Origin of the sequence: Gordonia jinghuaiqii, assembly GCF_014041935.1 — a bacterium.
Classification (GTDB): Bacteria; Actinomycetota; Actinomycetes; order Mycobacteriales; family Mycobacteriaceae; genus Gordonia; species Gordonia jinghuaiqii.
Genome location: NZ_CP059491.1, coordinates 3170607 through 3184847, shown reverse-complemented (window position 1 = coordinate 3184847; position 14241 = coordinate 3170607). Strand labels below are relative to the sequence as shown.

Here is a 14241-nt window from a genome sequence, read left to right as displayed (position 1 = left end):
CGCCGGGCGCAGGACGAATGTCCGGCCGAGCTAGCCCGACGAGGCGGCCAGTGCGGCGACCACGCCACCGTCGACGAGCAGGTCGGCGCCGGTGATGAACGACGCCGCGTTGCCGAGCAGGAAAGCCGCGGCGTCGGCGATGTCGGTGGCGGTGCCGACACGTCCGGTCCCCGACATCGAGACGAGTGTCCGCATCATCTCGCCGTTGCCGCCCGCGAGTTCCTCCTGCCCCATCGCGGTGGAGATCACGCCCGGGCTGATGCTGTTGACGCGAGCGCCGCGCCGGCCCCAATCGACGCTGGCGGCCTGCACTCGGGCCCGGTTGGCCTGCTTGGCGATTCCGTAGGCGGTACCGGGGTCGCCGAGCGCAGCCGGGGCGATGAAGGCGAGGTCGAGCAGTGCGTCGGCCGGTGTGGTGGCGAGCAGCCGGACCTGGTCGGCGGGCAGCGGCGGATAGATGTGCCCGGCCATGCTCGAGATCACCAGGCCGGCTCCGTTCTCGGCGATGACGCCCTCGAATACCTCGAGAGCGAGGGCGACGCCGAGGAGGTCGACTCTCAGGATCGTCTCGATCGGCGCCTGGACGGGGGAGACGCCGGCGGTGTGCACCACGTTGATCACGGCTCCGTGCGCTGATGCCGCCTCCGCGAGAGAGGTCAACGATTCCTTCGAGGTGACGTCGACGGGCACCGGTGTCACCTCGAAGCCCTCGGCCCGCAACTGTGCGGTGGGTTGGTCGAGCGCGTGCGGCAGATCGGCGATGACCAGGGTGCGTCCGCCGCCCTGGCGCCGGGCGATTGCCGCGCCCATTCCGCCGGTTCCGATGATCACCACGACTTCATGACTCATGTGCACCAGTCAATCATCGGCGACCACGCGCTGCAGCGCGGACTTCTCCCGACTCGGACCCGGTCGTCGCGGGCCAGCTCCCGCGCTGTCTGGCCGCGCTCTGGTCACGCGCGCTCTGGTCACGCACTGTCAGTGCCTGCGCGTACGCCCTCATGGCCTGCCCGGCCGCGAGCAGTGGCTCGACGGAACGTTGTGTCCTGGCCATGATGAACGCGCCCTCGAGTGCGGCCACGACTGCCTGGATCAGCGAGCGGGCGTCGGGTTCCGGTAGGCCGCGCGCGACGAACAGCGTTGTGCCCTGGTCGATCCAGGAGTCGATGACCTCGGCGCCGACTTCGCGGAGCGCCGGTTCGGCGTCGGCGACCTCGCCGGCCACGGTGCCGACGGGACACATGTTCAGCCAGTCGCTCGAGGCGATCGTGTCCGCGGCGGCGGCGAACGCGGCCGCCACGCCCTCGGCGATGTCGTCGTAGGGGGCGAGCACCATCGTGACGAGCTCGCCATAGGCGGCGCCGGACTGTCGAAGCGCCGCGGCGGCGACGTCGCGTTTGCCGCCGGCGAAGTGGTGATAGATCGAGCCGATCGGCGCATCCGACGCCTCGACGATCTGTTTGATGCCGGTCGCGGCGTAGCCCTGCCTGCGCAGGAGTTCGGCCATCGCCACCACGATGCGTTCGTCGGTTCTCACCCTGGCCATACTAGAGCATCTGTTCTAGAGTGAACATTCTAGAGTGGGCGTTCTAGCGTGGAGGTTCTACAGCCACCGTCCGGCCGTCGACGAGCATGAGGGAGCGGAGCCATGGGTGACGTCAGTGAAGTCGCGACGATGCGACAGGTCGCGACGCCTGCCGGGGTCATCGAGTACGCCGAGGAAGGTGCCGGTCCACCCGTCGTCCTCCTGCACGGCCTGCTGATGGATCACACGGTGTGGGACTCGGTGATCCCGCTGTTGCCGAAGGGTTTCCGCTACATCCGGCCGGTGCTGCCGTTGGGGTCGCACCGGATTCCGCTGGCCGACGACGCCGACCTCTCGATGGACGGGATGGTCGGACTGACCGCCGACGTGCTCGACGCCCTCGACCTCCGCGACGTGACGCTCGTCCACTCCGACTGGGGCGGATCGCTGTTCCTCACCGCGCTGGGTCTCGATTCCCGGATCGGGCGAATGGTCATCCTGCCGTGTGAGGCCTTCGAGAACTTCCCGCCCGGGCTCCCCGGAAAGATGGCGACCCTCGCCGTCCGCCTGCCGGGCGGTCTCGCCCTGGCCGCGCGTCAACTCCGGATCGGATGGTTACGACGACAGCCGATGTTGTGGGGGTGGATGGTGAACCGGCCCGTTGATCCCGCCCAGATGAGACGGTGGACCGAGCCGACGCTCTCCGACCCGCTCATCAGGCGCGACGTCACCAAATATGTGACGACCGAGTTCGACGACGCGGAACTGATCCGCAAGACCGAGGCGCTCGCAGGCTTCGAAGGTGAGGTTCTCGTGGTGTGGTCGCCCGACAACCGGGTGATGCCGCCCGATCACGGGCCTCGCCTCGCCGACCTGCTGCCCCGCGGACGCTACGTCGGCATCCCAGGCGCCGCAGTGCTCCTCATGCTCGACCAGCCGGCCGCCGTCGCCGCGCACATCGGTGGGTTCCTCACCGGAGACGGTTCACGGTGAGGTGGCCGAGTCGTTGGAACCCTCGATCTTGAAACCGACCTTCAGGGTCACCTGGAAGTGCGTGATCTGACCGTCTTCGATGTGTCCGCGGGTCTCGGTGACCTGGAACCAATCGAGGTGGTTGACCGTCTGCGACGCCCTCGCAATCGCGGCGCGAATGGCGTCGTCGGTACCCGAGGTAGACGAACCGACAACCTCGATGACTCGATAAACGTTGTTCGACAAGGAAATTCCCTTCGGTCTCGCGAGCTCTGCGTCGCGGCGTCGCGACCGGGTCGAGCGGTGCCGACCCGCCTTCTGTCTACCCCTAAGATGCGAGGAGTGGGCAGCGAATCGGTAAACCGTGATCCCGGCACGAGGTGTCCGTGTGTGTCCGGCCTGGTGTTCGGAGAGTGCTGCGAACCCATCCTCGCCGGTAGGCGCGCAGCCCCGACGGCCACCGCGCTGATGCGCTCGCGCTTCACGGCTTTCGCTCTCGGCGATCGCGATCACCTGCCCGCGAGCTGGCATCCCGACACCCGTCCCGACGAGCTCGACCTCGACGACGCGACCCGCTGGTATCGCCTCGACGTCGAGTCCTCGCGCGCCGGTTCGCCGTTCGACGCCGAGGGTGAGGTCACGTTCACCGCCTTCTACCGGAACGGTTCGGAACGTGGCTCGATACACGAACGCAGCCGGTTCACCCGTGTCGAGGGCAGGTGGGTGTATCTCGACGGGGTCGTCGGCTGACCGCATGCCGACCTGACGCGGCAGCCACTCAACCGTCGGCGTAGTCCCAGAACTGGAGCCAGGTGACGTTGGCGAACAGTGCCAGGCAGGCGAGATAGATCAGCACGACCGCGCACGCACCGGCGGTGTTGCTGCGCCAGCCACGGCCGTCGACCGGGTCGAGCCAGCGTCGGAACGGACGTGACGCCCAGGGCATCAGCCACCACTGCATCAGGGAGACGCTCACGACCTGGCTGAGCCACAGCGCCAGCCACGGTTGCGCGCCCAGGCGGTCGAGCGTCGGCCCGAGGAATCGCGACAGGGTCATCACTGTCGGATACAGCACGAGCAGCACCATCATCGCCGACTTCCAGTTCGGCGTCTTGAGGATGCGGCCCCGATCCGTACGCACCGTGGTACCGAAAGCGGTCGTACTGGTCATCGGAACGAAGTCGTGGGTCAGGTTCGAGCGCAGTCCGGCCAGAGCCTCGCTGCGTTCGCGCGAGGACACCCACGCCGACAGCTGCCGGTCGGTGCGGAACCGCAGCACCGACAGCGACGTCTCGTCCTCCTCGTCGACGAAGAGCGCGGTGCCCTCGTAGCCGCTGAATGTTCCTGCCGCCGCGGTCAACTCGCGCTGCGCACCGATGAATTCGTTGACCTTGCCCGGCACGATGTCGTGCCGGAACGCGCCGATTCCGGGCGGCGGCGACGATCCGTCGGCCACCTCCAGCACGGGTGCCGACGGCCACCATCCCCGGTCGCGGCCGGCACGCAGCGCCTGTGCGCGGGTGGGGCCGTCGAGCCATCGGTCGAGTGAGTCCTCGTCGGCGAACGAGGCGCTGACCGCGGGCTCGAAATGGCCCCGCGCCACCGTCGAGATCTCGGCGCCCAGGCAACCCTGCGAGTCGGTCGCCGAGGCGGCGAGCGTGGCTGCCCAGTCGGCGAAGTCCTCATCGGGTAGCGGGTGGAACACCGACACCGCGATGATCGCGGCGGGGCGGGGTGCTGAGCTGGACTCGGGAACGATGACCCCTCCTCGGCGGTGGGCGACGAGCGCGTTCACGGACGCGACCCGCATCGGGCCCCTCACGCCGTGACCCGACGCCCCTGGACGTAGACCTCGGCGATCGAGCTCTCCCGGATTCCCATCAGAAGACCGAAGAGTGTCTGATCACGGGCCAGGTCGGCGTCCTCGGCGCGGACCGCGTTCTCCAGCGTTGCCCTGAGGGCGTCGGCGGGTTCGATGACGAGGAAGTCGGCTTCCTTGCCGGCGTCGAAGTTGCCGAAACGCTCCTCCATGTCCAAGGCGCGGGCGCCGCCCAGCGTGCCGAGGAACAACATCTCCGCCGGGTGCATCGACACACCCTCGTCCCCGGGCTCGGTGATGTGCTGCTTGAACGCGTCGCCGAGCACACGGGGGATGAGCCACTCGTCACCGCCGCCGAAATCGGTTCCGGCCGAGATGTTCACGCCTGATCCGACGGTGCGCTTCCACGGCATGGTGCCCGAGCCTAGGAACAGCTGCGACACGGGGCAATGGGAGATCGAGGTGCCGGTCTCGGCCATGCGGGCCAGTTCGGCGTCCTGGCAGTGCACGCAGTGGGCCAGAATCGTGCGCGGCCCGAGCAGGCTCTTGCCGCCGACCTGCGAGCCGGGGAGGAACTTGCCGTCGTAGGTGTCGAGGTAGGAGTCGACCTGGTACACCTCCTTGGTCGTGTCGACCTCACCGGTTCCCGGCCGGTTGTTCTCGTTGAGGTGGCTGTGCACGTACACGCCGCGGTCGCGGTACTCGTCGTAGAGATCTCCGAGGTTCTTCAGGGTCTCGGTGGTGACCGACAGAGAGAAGCGCGGGACGATCGCCACGTGGAGGAGCGCGGTGCGGAAGTCGCCGGTGTCGGCGCCGTGCCACTTCTCGATCTCGGCGCGCGTGAGCCGGATCGCTTCCTCCTCCGAGGTGAGCAACGGCTTGGCGGTGTCGCCGCCCACCGTCTGGATGCCCCGTCCGGACACGATGCGCAGGCCCGCCCTCTGGGTCTCGGTGAACAGCGAGTCCTGTGCGTGGGGGAATGCCGAACCGAACACCATCATCGCGGTGGTTCCGGCCGCGACGCGGCGCTTGGTGAACTCGACCGCGGCGGCCTGCGCGAACTCGGGGTCGGCGAACTTCGATTCGGACGGGAAGATGCACAGGTTGAGCCACTCGAGCAACTGGCCGCCACCGTAGGAGTCGCCCGCGTAGGTCTGGGGGAAGTGGATGTGGGTGTCGACGAAACCGGGGATGAGATAGCCGCCGGGATGTTCGTGCGGCTGCGCCGAGGCGAATTCCGCCGGTAGTGCCGATCTCTCACCCGCGTACTTGATCGTGCCGTCCTCGCCGACGACCAGCGCGCCGTCGGGGGTCGAGACGAGCGCGTCGACGGCGTCGGTGATCCTGGGACTGCCGGCCAGGTGGAAGATGTGTCCGTAGTGGACGTGATCGGTCATCGGTGCTCCTCGGTGAGAGTTCTTTCAGGGACGGAATGGTGGACAATGCGCCGGCCCCGACGATCGACGGTGCGGCGGAAACCCTTGTCACGGTTTCGGTCTCACGGGAGAGTCCAGAACTGGACGGTGACCAGGTAGAAGATCGCCACCCAGGTCGCGTTCAGCGCGAGGATGAGCAATCCGCCCTTCAGGTCGGTCCGCGGTTGCGGCGCGGCTGTTCTCGGTTTCAGCCACCAGCCGAGAACCTTGTTCACGTAGTACGGCATGGAGATGTAACTCATCGCGAAGCTGGACAACAGGTTTCCGATCAGCATCCCGAGCCACAGCGGCATTCCCAGCGGTGCTGTCATCAGGGTCAGGAAGACGACGGTGGGGTAGAGGCCGACCCAGACCGCCACCGAGGTCTTGAAGTTCGACGGCGGTGGGGCATCGGAATCGCCGTGGGAGAACCAGTTTCCGAAGGAATGGTCGATCCTGCGCAAGGTGAAGTCGCCGAACTCCGCCGCCTGCGCCAGCAGCTCGGCGCGCTCGGACGATGTCAGCCAGGCATCGAGGTGCTCGGCGGTGTCGAAGCGGTAGGAGATCGTCCATTCCTCCTGCACACCCTCGATCGGCCGGAAGAGCTCGGTGCCCCGGAATCCGGGGAACCGGTGTTCGGCGTCGTCGACCCGTTTCTGCCAGGCCAGGAAGTCGTCGATCTTCGAGTCGGCGACGCGGTGGGTGATCACCACAGTGACCAGCGTCTCCGGCTCTTTGGCTCCTTCCGCGAGGACCTGGGCGGTGGCCGGCCCGTCGAAGAGCGGCTTGCCCTCGTCGACGAGGTCGAGGCGGATGGTGCTGTTGAGCCAGTCCTGCAGATGGCCCACCGAGTCGAACCCGTAGATGGCGGTCCAGTCCGGTTGGCCGGGATCGGGGGCCCGCAGCTTCGACCCGACGAACCCTGGGAAGCGGGCGGCGGCCGTCTCGATCTTCCCGTGCCACAGGCGATATCGGTCATCCAGGCCCGCGTGGATGCGTTGTCCGATGATGAGTGTCGCGGCGCCCTCCGGGGTTCCGGTCTTCCTGCCGGTCTCGGAGCGGGAGATCTCGTGGGTCATGGGGTCCTCCGGCGTGGTCTCTGGCGGGACGAGTGACTAGAACGGGTGAACGGCCAGCACCCGGCCGGGGTCGATGTGGTCCCGTAGTAAACGGAGCCGGTCGACGAGCACGGGACCATGCGCGACGGTGCGCAATACCGCCGAGGTGACCACGCCGAAGCTCGGGGCGCACCCGCGCACCGCCCACCACAGCTCTGCCCCGGTGCCGGTGCTGTCCTCGTCGAGCCGGACCACCTCGCCGTCGGGCAGCACCAACTCGATCTCCACCAGATGGTCGAGGGTGAGTCCGACGCTCCTGGTGAGGTATCCGACGCCGCCGCGCGTCGCCAGACCGAATCCCGCCAGACCGACGATGCCCACCGCGATGACGCGGCCGGAGTCGGAAAGAGCGGAGTCGGGAAGATCGGGGTCGGCGAGCGCGCCGAGCACCGCACCGACGGTGGCGCCGCCCTGCACCTCGACTCGGCCGTCGCGGGGATGCACCACGCAGGGCGGGCTCCGGCGTGCGGCATCGGGAAAAAAGATGCGGGACAGCGTATCCCGGTAACCGGATGAGCCGGACCGGTGCAGCCGGCCCGGCAGTGCGACCTCGAGCTCGGCGGCGACGGCGTCGTGCAGGGTCGTCATCGGTGCTCCGCCCGGGTGCTCGAGGTTCGACGTGGTCGGCGACAAGTATCACCCCGCCCTGACCGCAAGTGCCTGGGAAACCCGAGAACTCGTCTCGAATTGGTTCGCGCGAACCACCGGGCGAGAGTGCTACGCCGTCCTCGCGAGTCAGGTACCGGTGCGGCGCGCGATCCACTCGACGAGGGGGACCGTCGCCCGCCAGTCGCGGCGGACGCGGTCCACGAGTTCCGCGGAGTGGATGACCGCGTCGAACCCGTAGTCGCGGCCCACCGACAGCGACTTGTGGCGGAGCAACTCGATGCGCGGATGTTCGACGGAGTACCCGCGGGGCGCGGTCTTGAGCCGATCACCGGCGATCTCCCAGCCCGATCTGGTGAGCTTGCCGAGGAGGCGTTCGAGCTCCGATCCGCTTCTGTCACGGTCGACGGCCTTGCGGAACTCGGCGAGACGTGCCGGGGACGCCTCGTAGAATCCCGCGCCGACCCGTACTCCGGGTGCGCCGATCTGGACGTAATAGCCGGTCGCCGGGGCCACCGCGACGAATGCCCCCTGGTGTGTCTTGTACGGCGTCTTGTCTTTCGAGAATCGGACGTCACGATAGGGGCGAAAGATCTTGGCAGGACCGAACTCTTCGGACAGGGCCTCGGTGAGCGCGGCCATCGGTTCGGCAACCGCGGTTCGGTAGACCTCTTTGTGGTCCTCCCAGAACGCTTTCGAGTTGTCGATCTCGAGGTCGTCGTAGAAATCGAGTGCGGCCTCGGTGAATCCGGTGAAGCTCGTGGCGCCGTCTCCCGGCGTGCCCGTTGCATTGCCGACCATCAGTCGGTGACGCTCCGTCCGAATCCGAGGACGCCGTCGTCGGAGGACCAGTCCAGCGTGTGTACCCGGATCTTGCCCATCTCGTTGCCGCCGACCGTCGTGGCACTCGCACCGTCGACCGCGACCACGATGTTGGTGTGCTGTCCGAACCCGGAGGACCGGTCGTACAGTACGACGTCGCCGACGCGGGGCGAACGGTTCCCGACCGGCTCGAACCGGCCCTGGGCCTCATAGAACTCCTGCAGCGTGTACACGCCGGGAATCCGCCAGTGGCCCGAATGGGGATTGGACAGGGGCTGCCCCGCCGCGCGCATGACCCAGCTGACGAAGTTCGCACACCACGCCTCGTCGACACCCTCCGAATAGAACGTGCCCGGTCGTTGCGCGGAATGCTCGGCGCGCACCGATTCCACGATGCGCAGCTGGGCCGGTGTCAGTTGCGAGGCGTCGACCTGCGGGAACTCGGCGGTGTCCCAGGGCAGCCAGCGCTCCGGCACGGTGTGCCAGGCGAGGAGGCCGCCTCCCGCCAGCACGACCGCGAGCATCGCCCCCGCCACCAGGACCACTGTCCGTCGGCGTCGCCGCCGACCAGGCGTCTTGGCGGGGACGGTATTCGTCTGTTCGGCGTCCATCTCCTCGGGCGGTGCGTCAGCTCTCACCTCGACGAGTCTAGGCACCGCTCTGTCGCACACACCCGGACTCCGGTCACACGCGGGTGCACTCATGTGTGACGCGGGGGCCTTGGCAGAATCACACGCTGATGGCGGGGGGAGGACAGGTTCGGTGAAGGAGACCAGCGTGGATGAGGCGAGCGTGGATGAGACCGGGTCGGGTGACGCCTGGTCCGACGCCGCCTGGTCCGACTCCGAGTGGTCCGACGCCGAGTGGTCAGACTCCGAGTGGTCAGACTCCGAGTGGTCAGACTCCGAGTGGTCAGACTCCGCCGGCCGGCAGCCGATTCTCCGGGCGGGTGACACCTGCCGCGCGATCGCGACCGCCGATCGGGTGGCCTGCATCGTCGATGCGGCCGACTACTTCCTGTATGCCAAGTCCGCGCTTCTGCAGGCACGCCGCCGTGTCGTGCTGATCGGCTGGGATGTGGACACGCGCATCAGCCTGGACCCGCGGAGTCCTCATGACGGGGTCCCCGACAGACTCGGCGACTTCCTGCGGTGGCTCATCGACAACCGGCCGGGTCTGGAGATCTATGTCCTGCGGTGGAGCACGGGAGCGTTCACCGGCATGCTGCGCGGGGTGGCGCCGCCGTTCGTCCAGGACCTTCTCACGGGGCGACGTCTGCATTACCGGACCGATGCCGCACACCCCGTGTCAGCCGCTCATCACCAGAAAATCGCGGTGATCGACGACCAGTTCGCGTTCTGCGGCGGCATCGACATGACGGTCGATCGGTGGGACACCTCGGAGCACCTGTCGCACAACGAGTTCCGTCGTGGCCCGGATGGTGAGCCGCACGGGCCCTGGCACGATGTCACGGTCGCGCTGGACGGTGACGCCGCCCGGGTGGTCGCCTCGGTCGCGCACGACCGGTGGGAGGCCGCGACCGGCAACGCGCTCGCACCCCTCGTCGAGACCGACGGCCCCGACATCTGGCCGGAGCATCTGGACGTGACCTTCAGCGGCTGCGACGTCGCCGTGGCGCGCACCATCCCGCACTACGGAGATCAACCCGAGGTCGACGAGATCCGGAGGCTCTACCGAGCGGCCCTCGCCGCGGCGCGGCGGACCATCTACATCGAGAGCCAGTATCTGGCGGCGCGGGAGATCGCCGAGGCGCTCGCCGAGCGGTTGGGCGAACCTGACGGTCCCGAGATCGTCCTGGTGCTCCCACGTCACGCGGACAGTCGGGTGGAACGTCTCGCCATGGACGGTGCGCGACACAAGCTGCTGAAGTTGCTGTGGCGGGCCGACGTCCACAACCGCTTCCGCGCGTATTACCCGGTCACCGCCGACGGTGAACCCATCTATGTGCACGCCAAAGTGCTGATCGTCGACGATGTCCTGCTGCGGATCGGGTCGTCGAACCTGAACAACCGGTCGCTGGGTTTCGACAGCGAATGCGACGTGGCGATCGAGGCGGATCCGCAGGGCGCCGACGATGCGCTCCTGCGTGAGTCCATCATCTCGATACGCACGCGGTTGCTGTCGGAACATCTCGACGTCAGTGCCGAGGACTTCGACGCGACCGTGGCGGAGAAGGGTTCGCTGGTCGGCGCGGTCGAGTCTCTCGCCGGTTCGGGTAGGACGCTGGAGGAGTTCGACCACGAGGTGATCGGCGACGAGGAGTCGATCCTCGCCGAGAACGAGCTCGTCGACCCAGAGGATGCGCGGTCGACCGCGCTGGAACGCCTCTATCGATCCGTGATCCGGCGGGGTGCACGGAAACTGCTGCCACACTGAGGTATCACAGCTGAGGGGGGCACAGCCGAGGGGGCCGCCGCTGACGTTCACCCCCGGCGATCACTCACCGGATGCGGGCGGCCTCGATCGCCGGTGCGATGATCTCGGCGAGATCGGCGGCGACATCGCGGTCGCCCTCGGGTGGCATGGCGATGTAGCTCAATGCCATTCGGGTGATCGCGCGGGCGATGCGCTGGTTGTCCGCTTCCGGCATCGACAACCACGCGGAGTCGCGAAAGGCCTCCGCCAGCCGATCGGCGGCAGTGGTGATGATCGGTGCCGCATCGGTGGTGATCAGTTTCATCAGGTCTGGTTTGGCCTCGCCGGACAACAGTGAGGCGATCATCGGATCGGTTGCGACGCCGGTGAAGAACTCGGTGAAACCGGTGTGCAGTGCGCCGGTCACATCACCCGCATGGTCGGCGATCGAGTCGGCGACATGGCCGGCGAAGCGCGCCGCCAGCCGGACCGCGTAGCTCTGGGCGAGTCCGTACCGGTTGCCGAACTCGTTGTAGACGGTCTGGCGGCTGACGCCGGTCGCGGCGGCCACATCCGACATACGCACCGCCGACCAGTCCCGTTCTGTCAGGAGGTCGTGCAGGCCGTCGAGCAGGGAATTGCGAAGCAGTGCCTTGCTGTCTGTGGCGTAGTTGCGAGAGGTCATCCCCCGACGCCGGACGGTTCGAGGGCGCTTTCGATCTCGCTGCGGATCTGGCGTGCGGCACCCCCGCGTCCCGTACACACGGCGCCGACGAGACGGTCGCCGTCGAAGCACCGCACGGTTGTGGCCAGTCCGTCGGTCCCGGGACTGAGGTCCACCTCGAGGCGATCGCCGGAGGTGGGCCACCCGACCATCTGGATGTTGCTCGTGTACTGCATCGTCCAGGCGAGCGGCACACGAGGGATGGGGGTGGCGGCGCCCGGGTCGAGTCCGAGATCGGCGGCGATGGTCATGGCCACCAGTCTGCCGTGCTCGGTGGCGGTGAGCCACTGCTCGGCGCGCATCGGGGCACCGGTCAGGGGATGCGGGCGCGCCGCGACATCACCGGCCGCGTACACGCCGGACGCGGACGTCCGCAGGTCGTCGTCGACGACGATGCCGGCCGAACTGACCGAAAGCCCTGCCGCGACGGCCACTTCGACGTCCGGGTCCATGCCGACCGCGCTGATCACCGTGCCGCTCACCCGCGTCCCGTCCGCGAGTGTGACACCATCGGCACCCGCCGAGGTGATCGACACGTCGGTGAGGATTCGCACACCCCGTTCACCGTGAAGCGCTGCAACGGCCTCGGCGACGGTCTCCGGCACCACCCGCGACAGGATCGACGGTGCGGCCTCGAGGACCGTCACCTCGGCGGCGGACCCGGCCGACGCGATCGACGCGGCGATCTCGAGTCCGATGAGACCGCCACCGATGATGACCACCGGGCCGCCGGCGTCGCGCCGGATCCGTTCGACGTCGTCGCGTGTGCGCAGCGACAGCAGACCCGACGTTCCGGGGAGCTGTCGCGCGGTGCCGCCGGTGGCCAGGACGAGTGCGTCGTAGCCGACGGCGGAGCCGTCGGCCAGCTGAACCCGTCGTGCCGCCGGGTCGACGCCGGCGACCCGCGTCGACGGCACGATCTCGATCCCGCGCTCGGCCCAGTACCCGCGGGGGCGAAGCGTGATCTTGGCATCGGACAGATCTCCGTTGACGATGCCCTTGCTGAGTGCCGTCCGACGGTACGGCAGATGGGGCTCGACCCCGAACATCGTGATCGTCCCGCCGAAGCCGTTGGCCCGCAGAGTTTCTGCGGCGGTGGTTCCGGCCACTCCGGTGCCGACGATCACCACCGAGCGTCCGGTCCCGTGCTCGTCGCTCACGGACGGGCCACCTCGATCATCTCGAAATCGGCTTTGGCTGCACCGCAGTCCGGACAGCTCCAGTTATCCGGGATGTCGGACCAGCGTGTGCCGGGCTCGATGCCGTCCTCGGGCCAGCCGAGTTCCTCGTCGTACTCGAATCCGCACACCTCACAGCGGAAGAGCTTGAAGTTCATGGCGCTTTCCCCTCGAAATCGAGCTTCTCCCGGACGCCGCAGTCGGGACACGGCCAGTCGTCGGGGACGTCGGCCCAGGCGGTGCCGGGTGGGAATCCTTCGCGGGGTGCGCCGACCGCTTCGTCGTAGACGAAATCGCAGACCGGACAGCGGTATGCGCTCATCGACCCGACACCCCGTGCTCGGCCAGCACGCGCCGGCGGCGGTGCGGCGCGATGTTGATGCGCTCGACGTCACCGTCGTAGTGGTCGAGGACCCGCTTGTCCATCACGGCGCGCCAGATCGGCGGGAAGTAGGCGAGGGTGATCATGCTGGCGTATCCGCTGGGGAGGTTCGGCGCGTCGTCGAAGCTGCGCAGCGTCTGATAGCGACGCGTCGGGTTCGCGTGGTGATCACTGTGGCGCTGAAGGTGATACAGGAAGATGTTGGTGCAGATGTGGTCGGAGTTCCAGCTGTGCTCCGGGGTGCACCGTTCGTATCGTCCGGTCTTGGTCTTCTGTCGCAGCAGGCCGTAGTGCTCGAGGTAGTTGACGGTCTCGAGCAGCGAGAATCCGTAGACGGCCTGCACCACGAGGAACGGCAGGACCTGCCAGCCGAAGACGGCGGCGAGTGTGCCCCACAGCGCGATCGACATCGCCCACGCATTGAGGATGTCGTTGCTCGGGTGCCAGAACGACTTGCCCGCGCGGTCGAGTCGCTTGCGCTCCAACTCGATCGAGGAGGTCAGGCTGCCCCACACGCTGCGGGGGAGGAAGCGCCAGAACGATTCTCCGAAGCGGGACGACGCCGGGTCCTCCGGTGTCGCGACGCGCACGTGGTGTCCGCGATTGTGCTCGATGTAGAAGTGGCCGTAAAAGGTCTGGGCCAGCGTGATCTTGGACAGCCAGCGCTCGAGATCGTCCTTCTTGTGGCCGAGTTCGTGCGCGGTGTTGATGCCGATACCGCCCATCACGCCGATCGACAAGGCCAGGCCGATCTTCGATGCGAGGCCGAGCCCGCCCTCGATGCCCAGCCAGCTGAGATTGTCGGCGGTCCACAGGTAGCAGGCCATGACCAGACTGGCGATCTGGAACGGAATGTAGATGTAGGTGCAGTAGCGGTAGTACTTGTCGTTCTCCAGCTGCTCCATCAGCTCCTCGGGCGGGTTGGAACCATCCGGCCCGAAGAAGACATCGAGGATGGGGAGCAGGACGTAGACCAGCATCGGGCCGATCCACCACCAGGCCGGCGACACCGCGTCGAGTCCGATCGCGTTGAACGCCGCGACCATCCCGAGGGCGATGAAGATCGACGTCGGCGGGATGAGGCCGAGTAGCCAGAGGTGACGTTTCTTGTCTCGCCATTCGACGGGCGGGGTTCCGGGGGCGGGTTCGAGCGGTGCGGTACTCATGCACGCTCCTCTCAACTGGAGTGGCTGTGACTAACAGCACTAGACATTAACCGAGACAATGTCCGTTGTCTAGACAATAGGCAGGATTTGTAAAGTAGCCTTTCGCAAAGAAGATCCCTCGCGCTCACCTGTCGGGGG

At 67.5% G+C, this 14241-nt stretch carries 17 protein-coding genes; 3 read left to right on the top strand and 14 right to left on the bottom strand.

Translation table 11 applies throughout. The features are described from left to right. Positions 1-30 precede the first annotated feature (30 nt). Together H1R19_RS14155 and H1R19_RS14150 are read right to left on the bottom strand one after the other, a co-directional pair. The gene (locus H1R19_RS14155; RefSeq protein ID WP_219849357.1) at positions 31-849 is read right to left on the bottom strand and encodes an SDR family oxidoreductase; all 819 of its coding nucleotides are present in this window, start codon (positions 847-849) and stop codon (positions 31-33) included. Positions 850-862: 13 nt separating this feature from the next. Beyond that, a complete protein-coding gene (locus H1R19_RS14150) occupies positions 863-1546 on the bottom strand; it encodes a TetR/AcrR family transcriptional regulator (protein ID WP_219849356.1) in 684 nt (227 codons plus the stop codon). Between the two features lie 102 nt (positions 1547-1648). On the opposite strand from H1R19_RS14150, the gene H1R19_RS14145 reads away from it, so the two are divergent. After that, a complete protein-coding gene (locus H1R19_RS14145; protein WP_219849355.1) occupies positions 1649-2518 on the top strand; it encodes an alpha/beta fold hydrolase in 870 nt (289 codons plus the stop codon). Here H1R19_RS14145 and H1R19_RS14140 read toward each other — a convergent pair. Next, on the bottom strand, positions 2510-2743 hold the full coding sequence (locus H1R19_RS14140) for a dodecin (RefSeq protein ID WP_188327912.1): 234 nt from the start codon (positions 2741-2743) through the stop codon (positions 2510-2512). The genes H1R19_RS14145 and H1R19_RS14140 overlap by 9 nt on opposite strands. 87 nt (positions 2744-2830) lie before the next feature. Between H1R19_RS14140 and H1R19_RS14135 the strand changes: the two genes are divergently transcribed. Next, positions 2831-3247, top strand: a complete 417-nt coding sequence (locus H1R19_RS14135) for a YchJ family protein (protein ID WP_219849354.1) — start codon at positions 2831-2833, stop codon at positions 3245-3247. 28 nt (positions 3248-3275) lie between these two features. On the opposite strand, the gene H1R19_RS14130 is transcribed toward H1R19_RS14135, so the two are convergent. The 6 genes from H1R19_RS14130 to H1R19_RS14105 form a co-directional block, all read right to left on the bottom strand. Next, positions 3276-4208 (bottom strand): putative antibiotic biosynthesis monooxygenase, encoded by a 933-nt coding sequence (locus H1R19_RS14130; RefSeq protein ID WP_219851682.1) that lies wholly within the window; start codon positions 4206-4208, stop codon positions 3276-3278. 107 nt (positions 4209-4315) lie between these two features. Next, a complete protein-coding gene (locus tag H1R19_RS14125) occupies positions 4316-5713 on the bottom strand; it encodes an amidohydrolase family protein (protein ID WP_188327914.1) in 1398 nt (465 codons plus the stop codon). Positions 5714-5814: 101 nt separating this feature from the next. After that, positions 5815-6810: an antibiotic biosynthesis monooxygenase gene (locus H1R19_RS14120; protein WP_188327915.1), complete on the bottom strand. Its 996-nt coding sequence runs from the start codon at positions 6808-6810 to the stop codon at positions 5815-5817. Positions 6811-6846: 36 nt separating this feature from the next. Then, a complete protein-coding gene (locus H1R19_RS14115; RefSeq protein ID WP_244970710.1) occupies positions 6847-7437 on the bottom strand; it encodes an FAD-binding oxidoreductase in 591 nt (196 codons plus the stop codon). Positions 7438-7584: 147 nt separating this feature from the next. Continuing rightward, positions 7585-8256, bottom strand: a complete 672-nt coding sequence (locus tag H1R19_RS14110; protein ID WP_219849353.1) for a DUF2461 domain-containing protein — start codon at positions 8254-8256, stop codon at positions 7585-7587. After that, positions 8256-8888, bottom strand: coding sequence for a CHAP domain-containing protein (locus H1R19_RS14105; RefSeq protein WP_219851680.1), 633 nt, complete (start codon positions 8886-8888; stop codon positions 8256-8258). Before H1R19_RS14105 ends, H1R19_RS14110 begins: the two co-directional genes overlap by 1 nt. Before the next feature lie 325 nt (positions 8889-9213). Between H1R19_RS14105 and H1R19_RS14100 the strand changes: the two genes are divergently transcribed. Next, entirely contained in the window at positions 9214-10674 is a 1461-nt protein-coding gene (locus H1R19_RS14100; protein WP_219851678.1) for a phospholipase D-like domain-containing protein, read from the top strand. Between the two features lie 64 nt (positions 10675-10738). On the opposite strand, the gene H1R19_RS14095 is transcribed toward H1R19_RS14100, so the two are convergent. From H1R19_RS14095 to H1R19_RS14075, 5 genes are read right to left on the bottom strand one after another with little or no spacing between them, the layout of a single operon-like run. Beyond that, complete coding sequence (locus tag H1R19_RS14095; RefSeq protein WP_219849352.1) at positions 10739-11338, bottom strand: TetR/AcrR family transcriptional regulator; 600 nt, start codon at positions 11336-11338, stop codon at positions 10739-10741. Continuing rightward, positions 11335-12537, bottom strand: coding sequence for an NAD(P)/FAD-dependent oxidoreductase (locus H1R19_RS14090; protein WP_244970709.1), 1203 nt, complete (start codon positions 12535-12537; stop codon positions 11335-11337). Before H1R19_RS14090 ends, H1R19_RS14095 begins: the two co-directional genes overlap by 4 nt. Then, positions 12534-12713, bottom strand: a complete 180-nt coding sequence (locus H1R19_RS14085) for a rubredoxin (protein ID WP_219849351.1) — start codon at positions 12711-12713, stop codon at positions 12534-12536. The genes H1R19_RS14090 and H1R19_RS14085 overlap by 4 nt, the downstream gene beginning before the upstream one ends. After that, the gene (locus H1R19_RS14080) at positions 12710-12877 is read right to left on the bottom strand and encodes a rubredoxin (protein ID WP_188327919.1); all 168 of its coding nucleotides are present in this window, start codon (positions 12875-12877) and stop codon (positions 12710-12712) included. The genes H1R19_RS14085 and H1R19_RS14080 overlap by 4 nt, the downstream gene beginning before the upstream one ends. Next, positions 12874-14103, bottom strand: coding sequence for an alkane 1-monooxygenase (locus H1R19_RS14075; RefSeq protein WP_188327920.1), 1230 nt, complete (start codon positions 14101-14103; stop codon positions 12874-12876). The genes H1R19_RS14080 and H1R19_RS14075 overlap by 4 nt, the downstream gene beginning before the upstream one ends. Positions 14104-14241: the final 138 nt, after the last annotated feature.

Coding starts and splice junctions, on each gene's coding strand:
- H1R19_RS14155 (WP_219849357.1), bottom strand. CDS start 849: ATGAGTCATGAAGTCGTGGTGATCATCGGAACCGGCGGAATGGGCGCG.
- H1R19_RS14150 (WP_219849356.1), bottom strand. CDS start 1,546: ATGGCCAGGGTGAGAACCGACGAACGCATCGTGGTGGCGATGGCCGAA.
- H1R19_RS14145 (WP_219849355.1), top strand. CDS start 1,649: ATGGGTGACGTCAGTGAAGTCGCGACGATGCGACAGGTCGCGACGCCT.
- H1R19_RS14135 (WP_219849354.1), top strand. CDS start 2,831: ATGCGAGGAGTGGGCAGCGAATCGGTAAACCGTGATCCCGGCACGAGG.
- H1R19_RS14125 (WP_188327914.1), bottom strand. CDS start 5,713: ATGACCGATCACGTCCACTACGGACACATCTTCCACCTGGCCGGCAGT.
- H1R19_RS14120 (WP_188327915.1), bottom strand. CDS start 6,810: ATGACCCACGAGATCTCCCGCTCCGAGACCGGCAGGAAGACCGGAACC.
- H1R19_RS14115 (WP_244970710.1), bottom strand. CDS start 7,437: ATGACGACCCTGCACGACGCCGTCGCCGCCGAGCTCGAGGTCGCACTG.
- H1R19_RS14110 (WP_219849353.1), bottom strand. CDS start 8,256: ATGGTCGGCAATGCAACGGGCACGCCGGGAGACGGCGCCACGAGCTTC.
- H1R19_RS14105 (WP_219851680.1), bottom strand. CDS start 8,888: ATGGACGCCGAACAGACGAATACCGTCCCCGCCAAGACGCCTGGTCGG.
- H1R19_RS14095 (WP_219849352.1), bottom strand. CDS start 11,338: ATGACCTCTCGCAACTACGCCACAGACAGCAAGGCACTGCTTCGCAAT.
- H1R19_RS14085 (WP_219849351.1), bottom strand. CDS start 12,713: ATGAACTTCAAGCTCTTCCGCTGTGAGGTGTGCGGATTCGAGTACGAC.
- H1R19_RS14080 (WP_188327919.1), bottom strand. CDS start 12,877: ATGAGCGCATACCGCTGTCCGGTCTGCGATTTCGTCTACGACGAAGCG.
- H1R19_RS14075 (WP_188327920.1), bottom strand. CDS start 14,103: ATGAGTACCGCACCGCTCGAACCCGCCCCCGGAACCCCGCCCGTCGAA.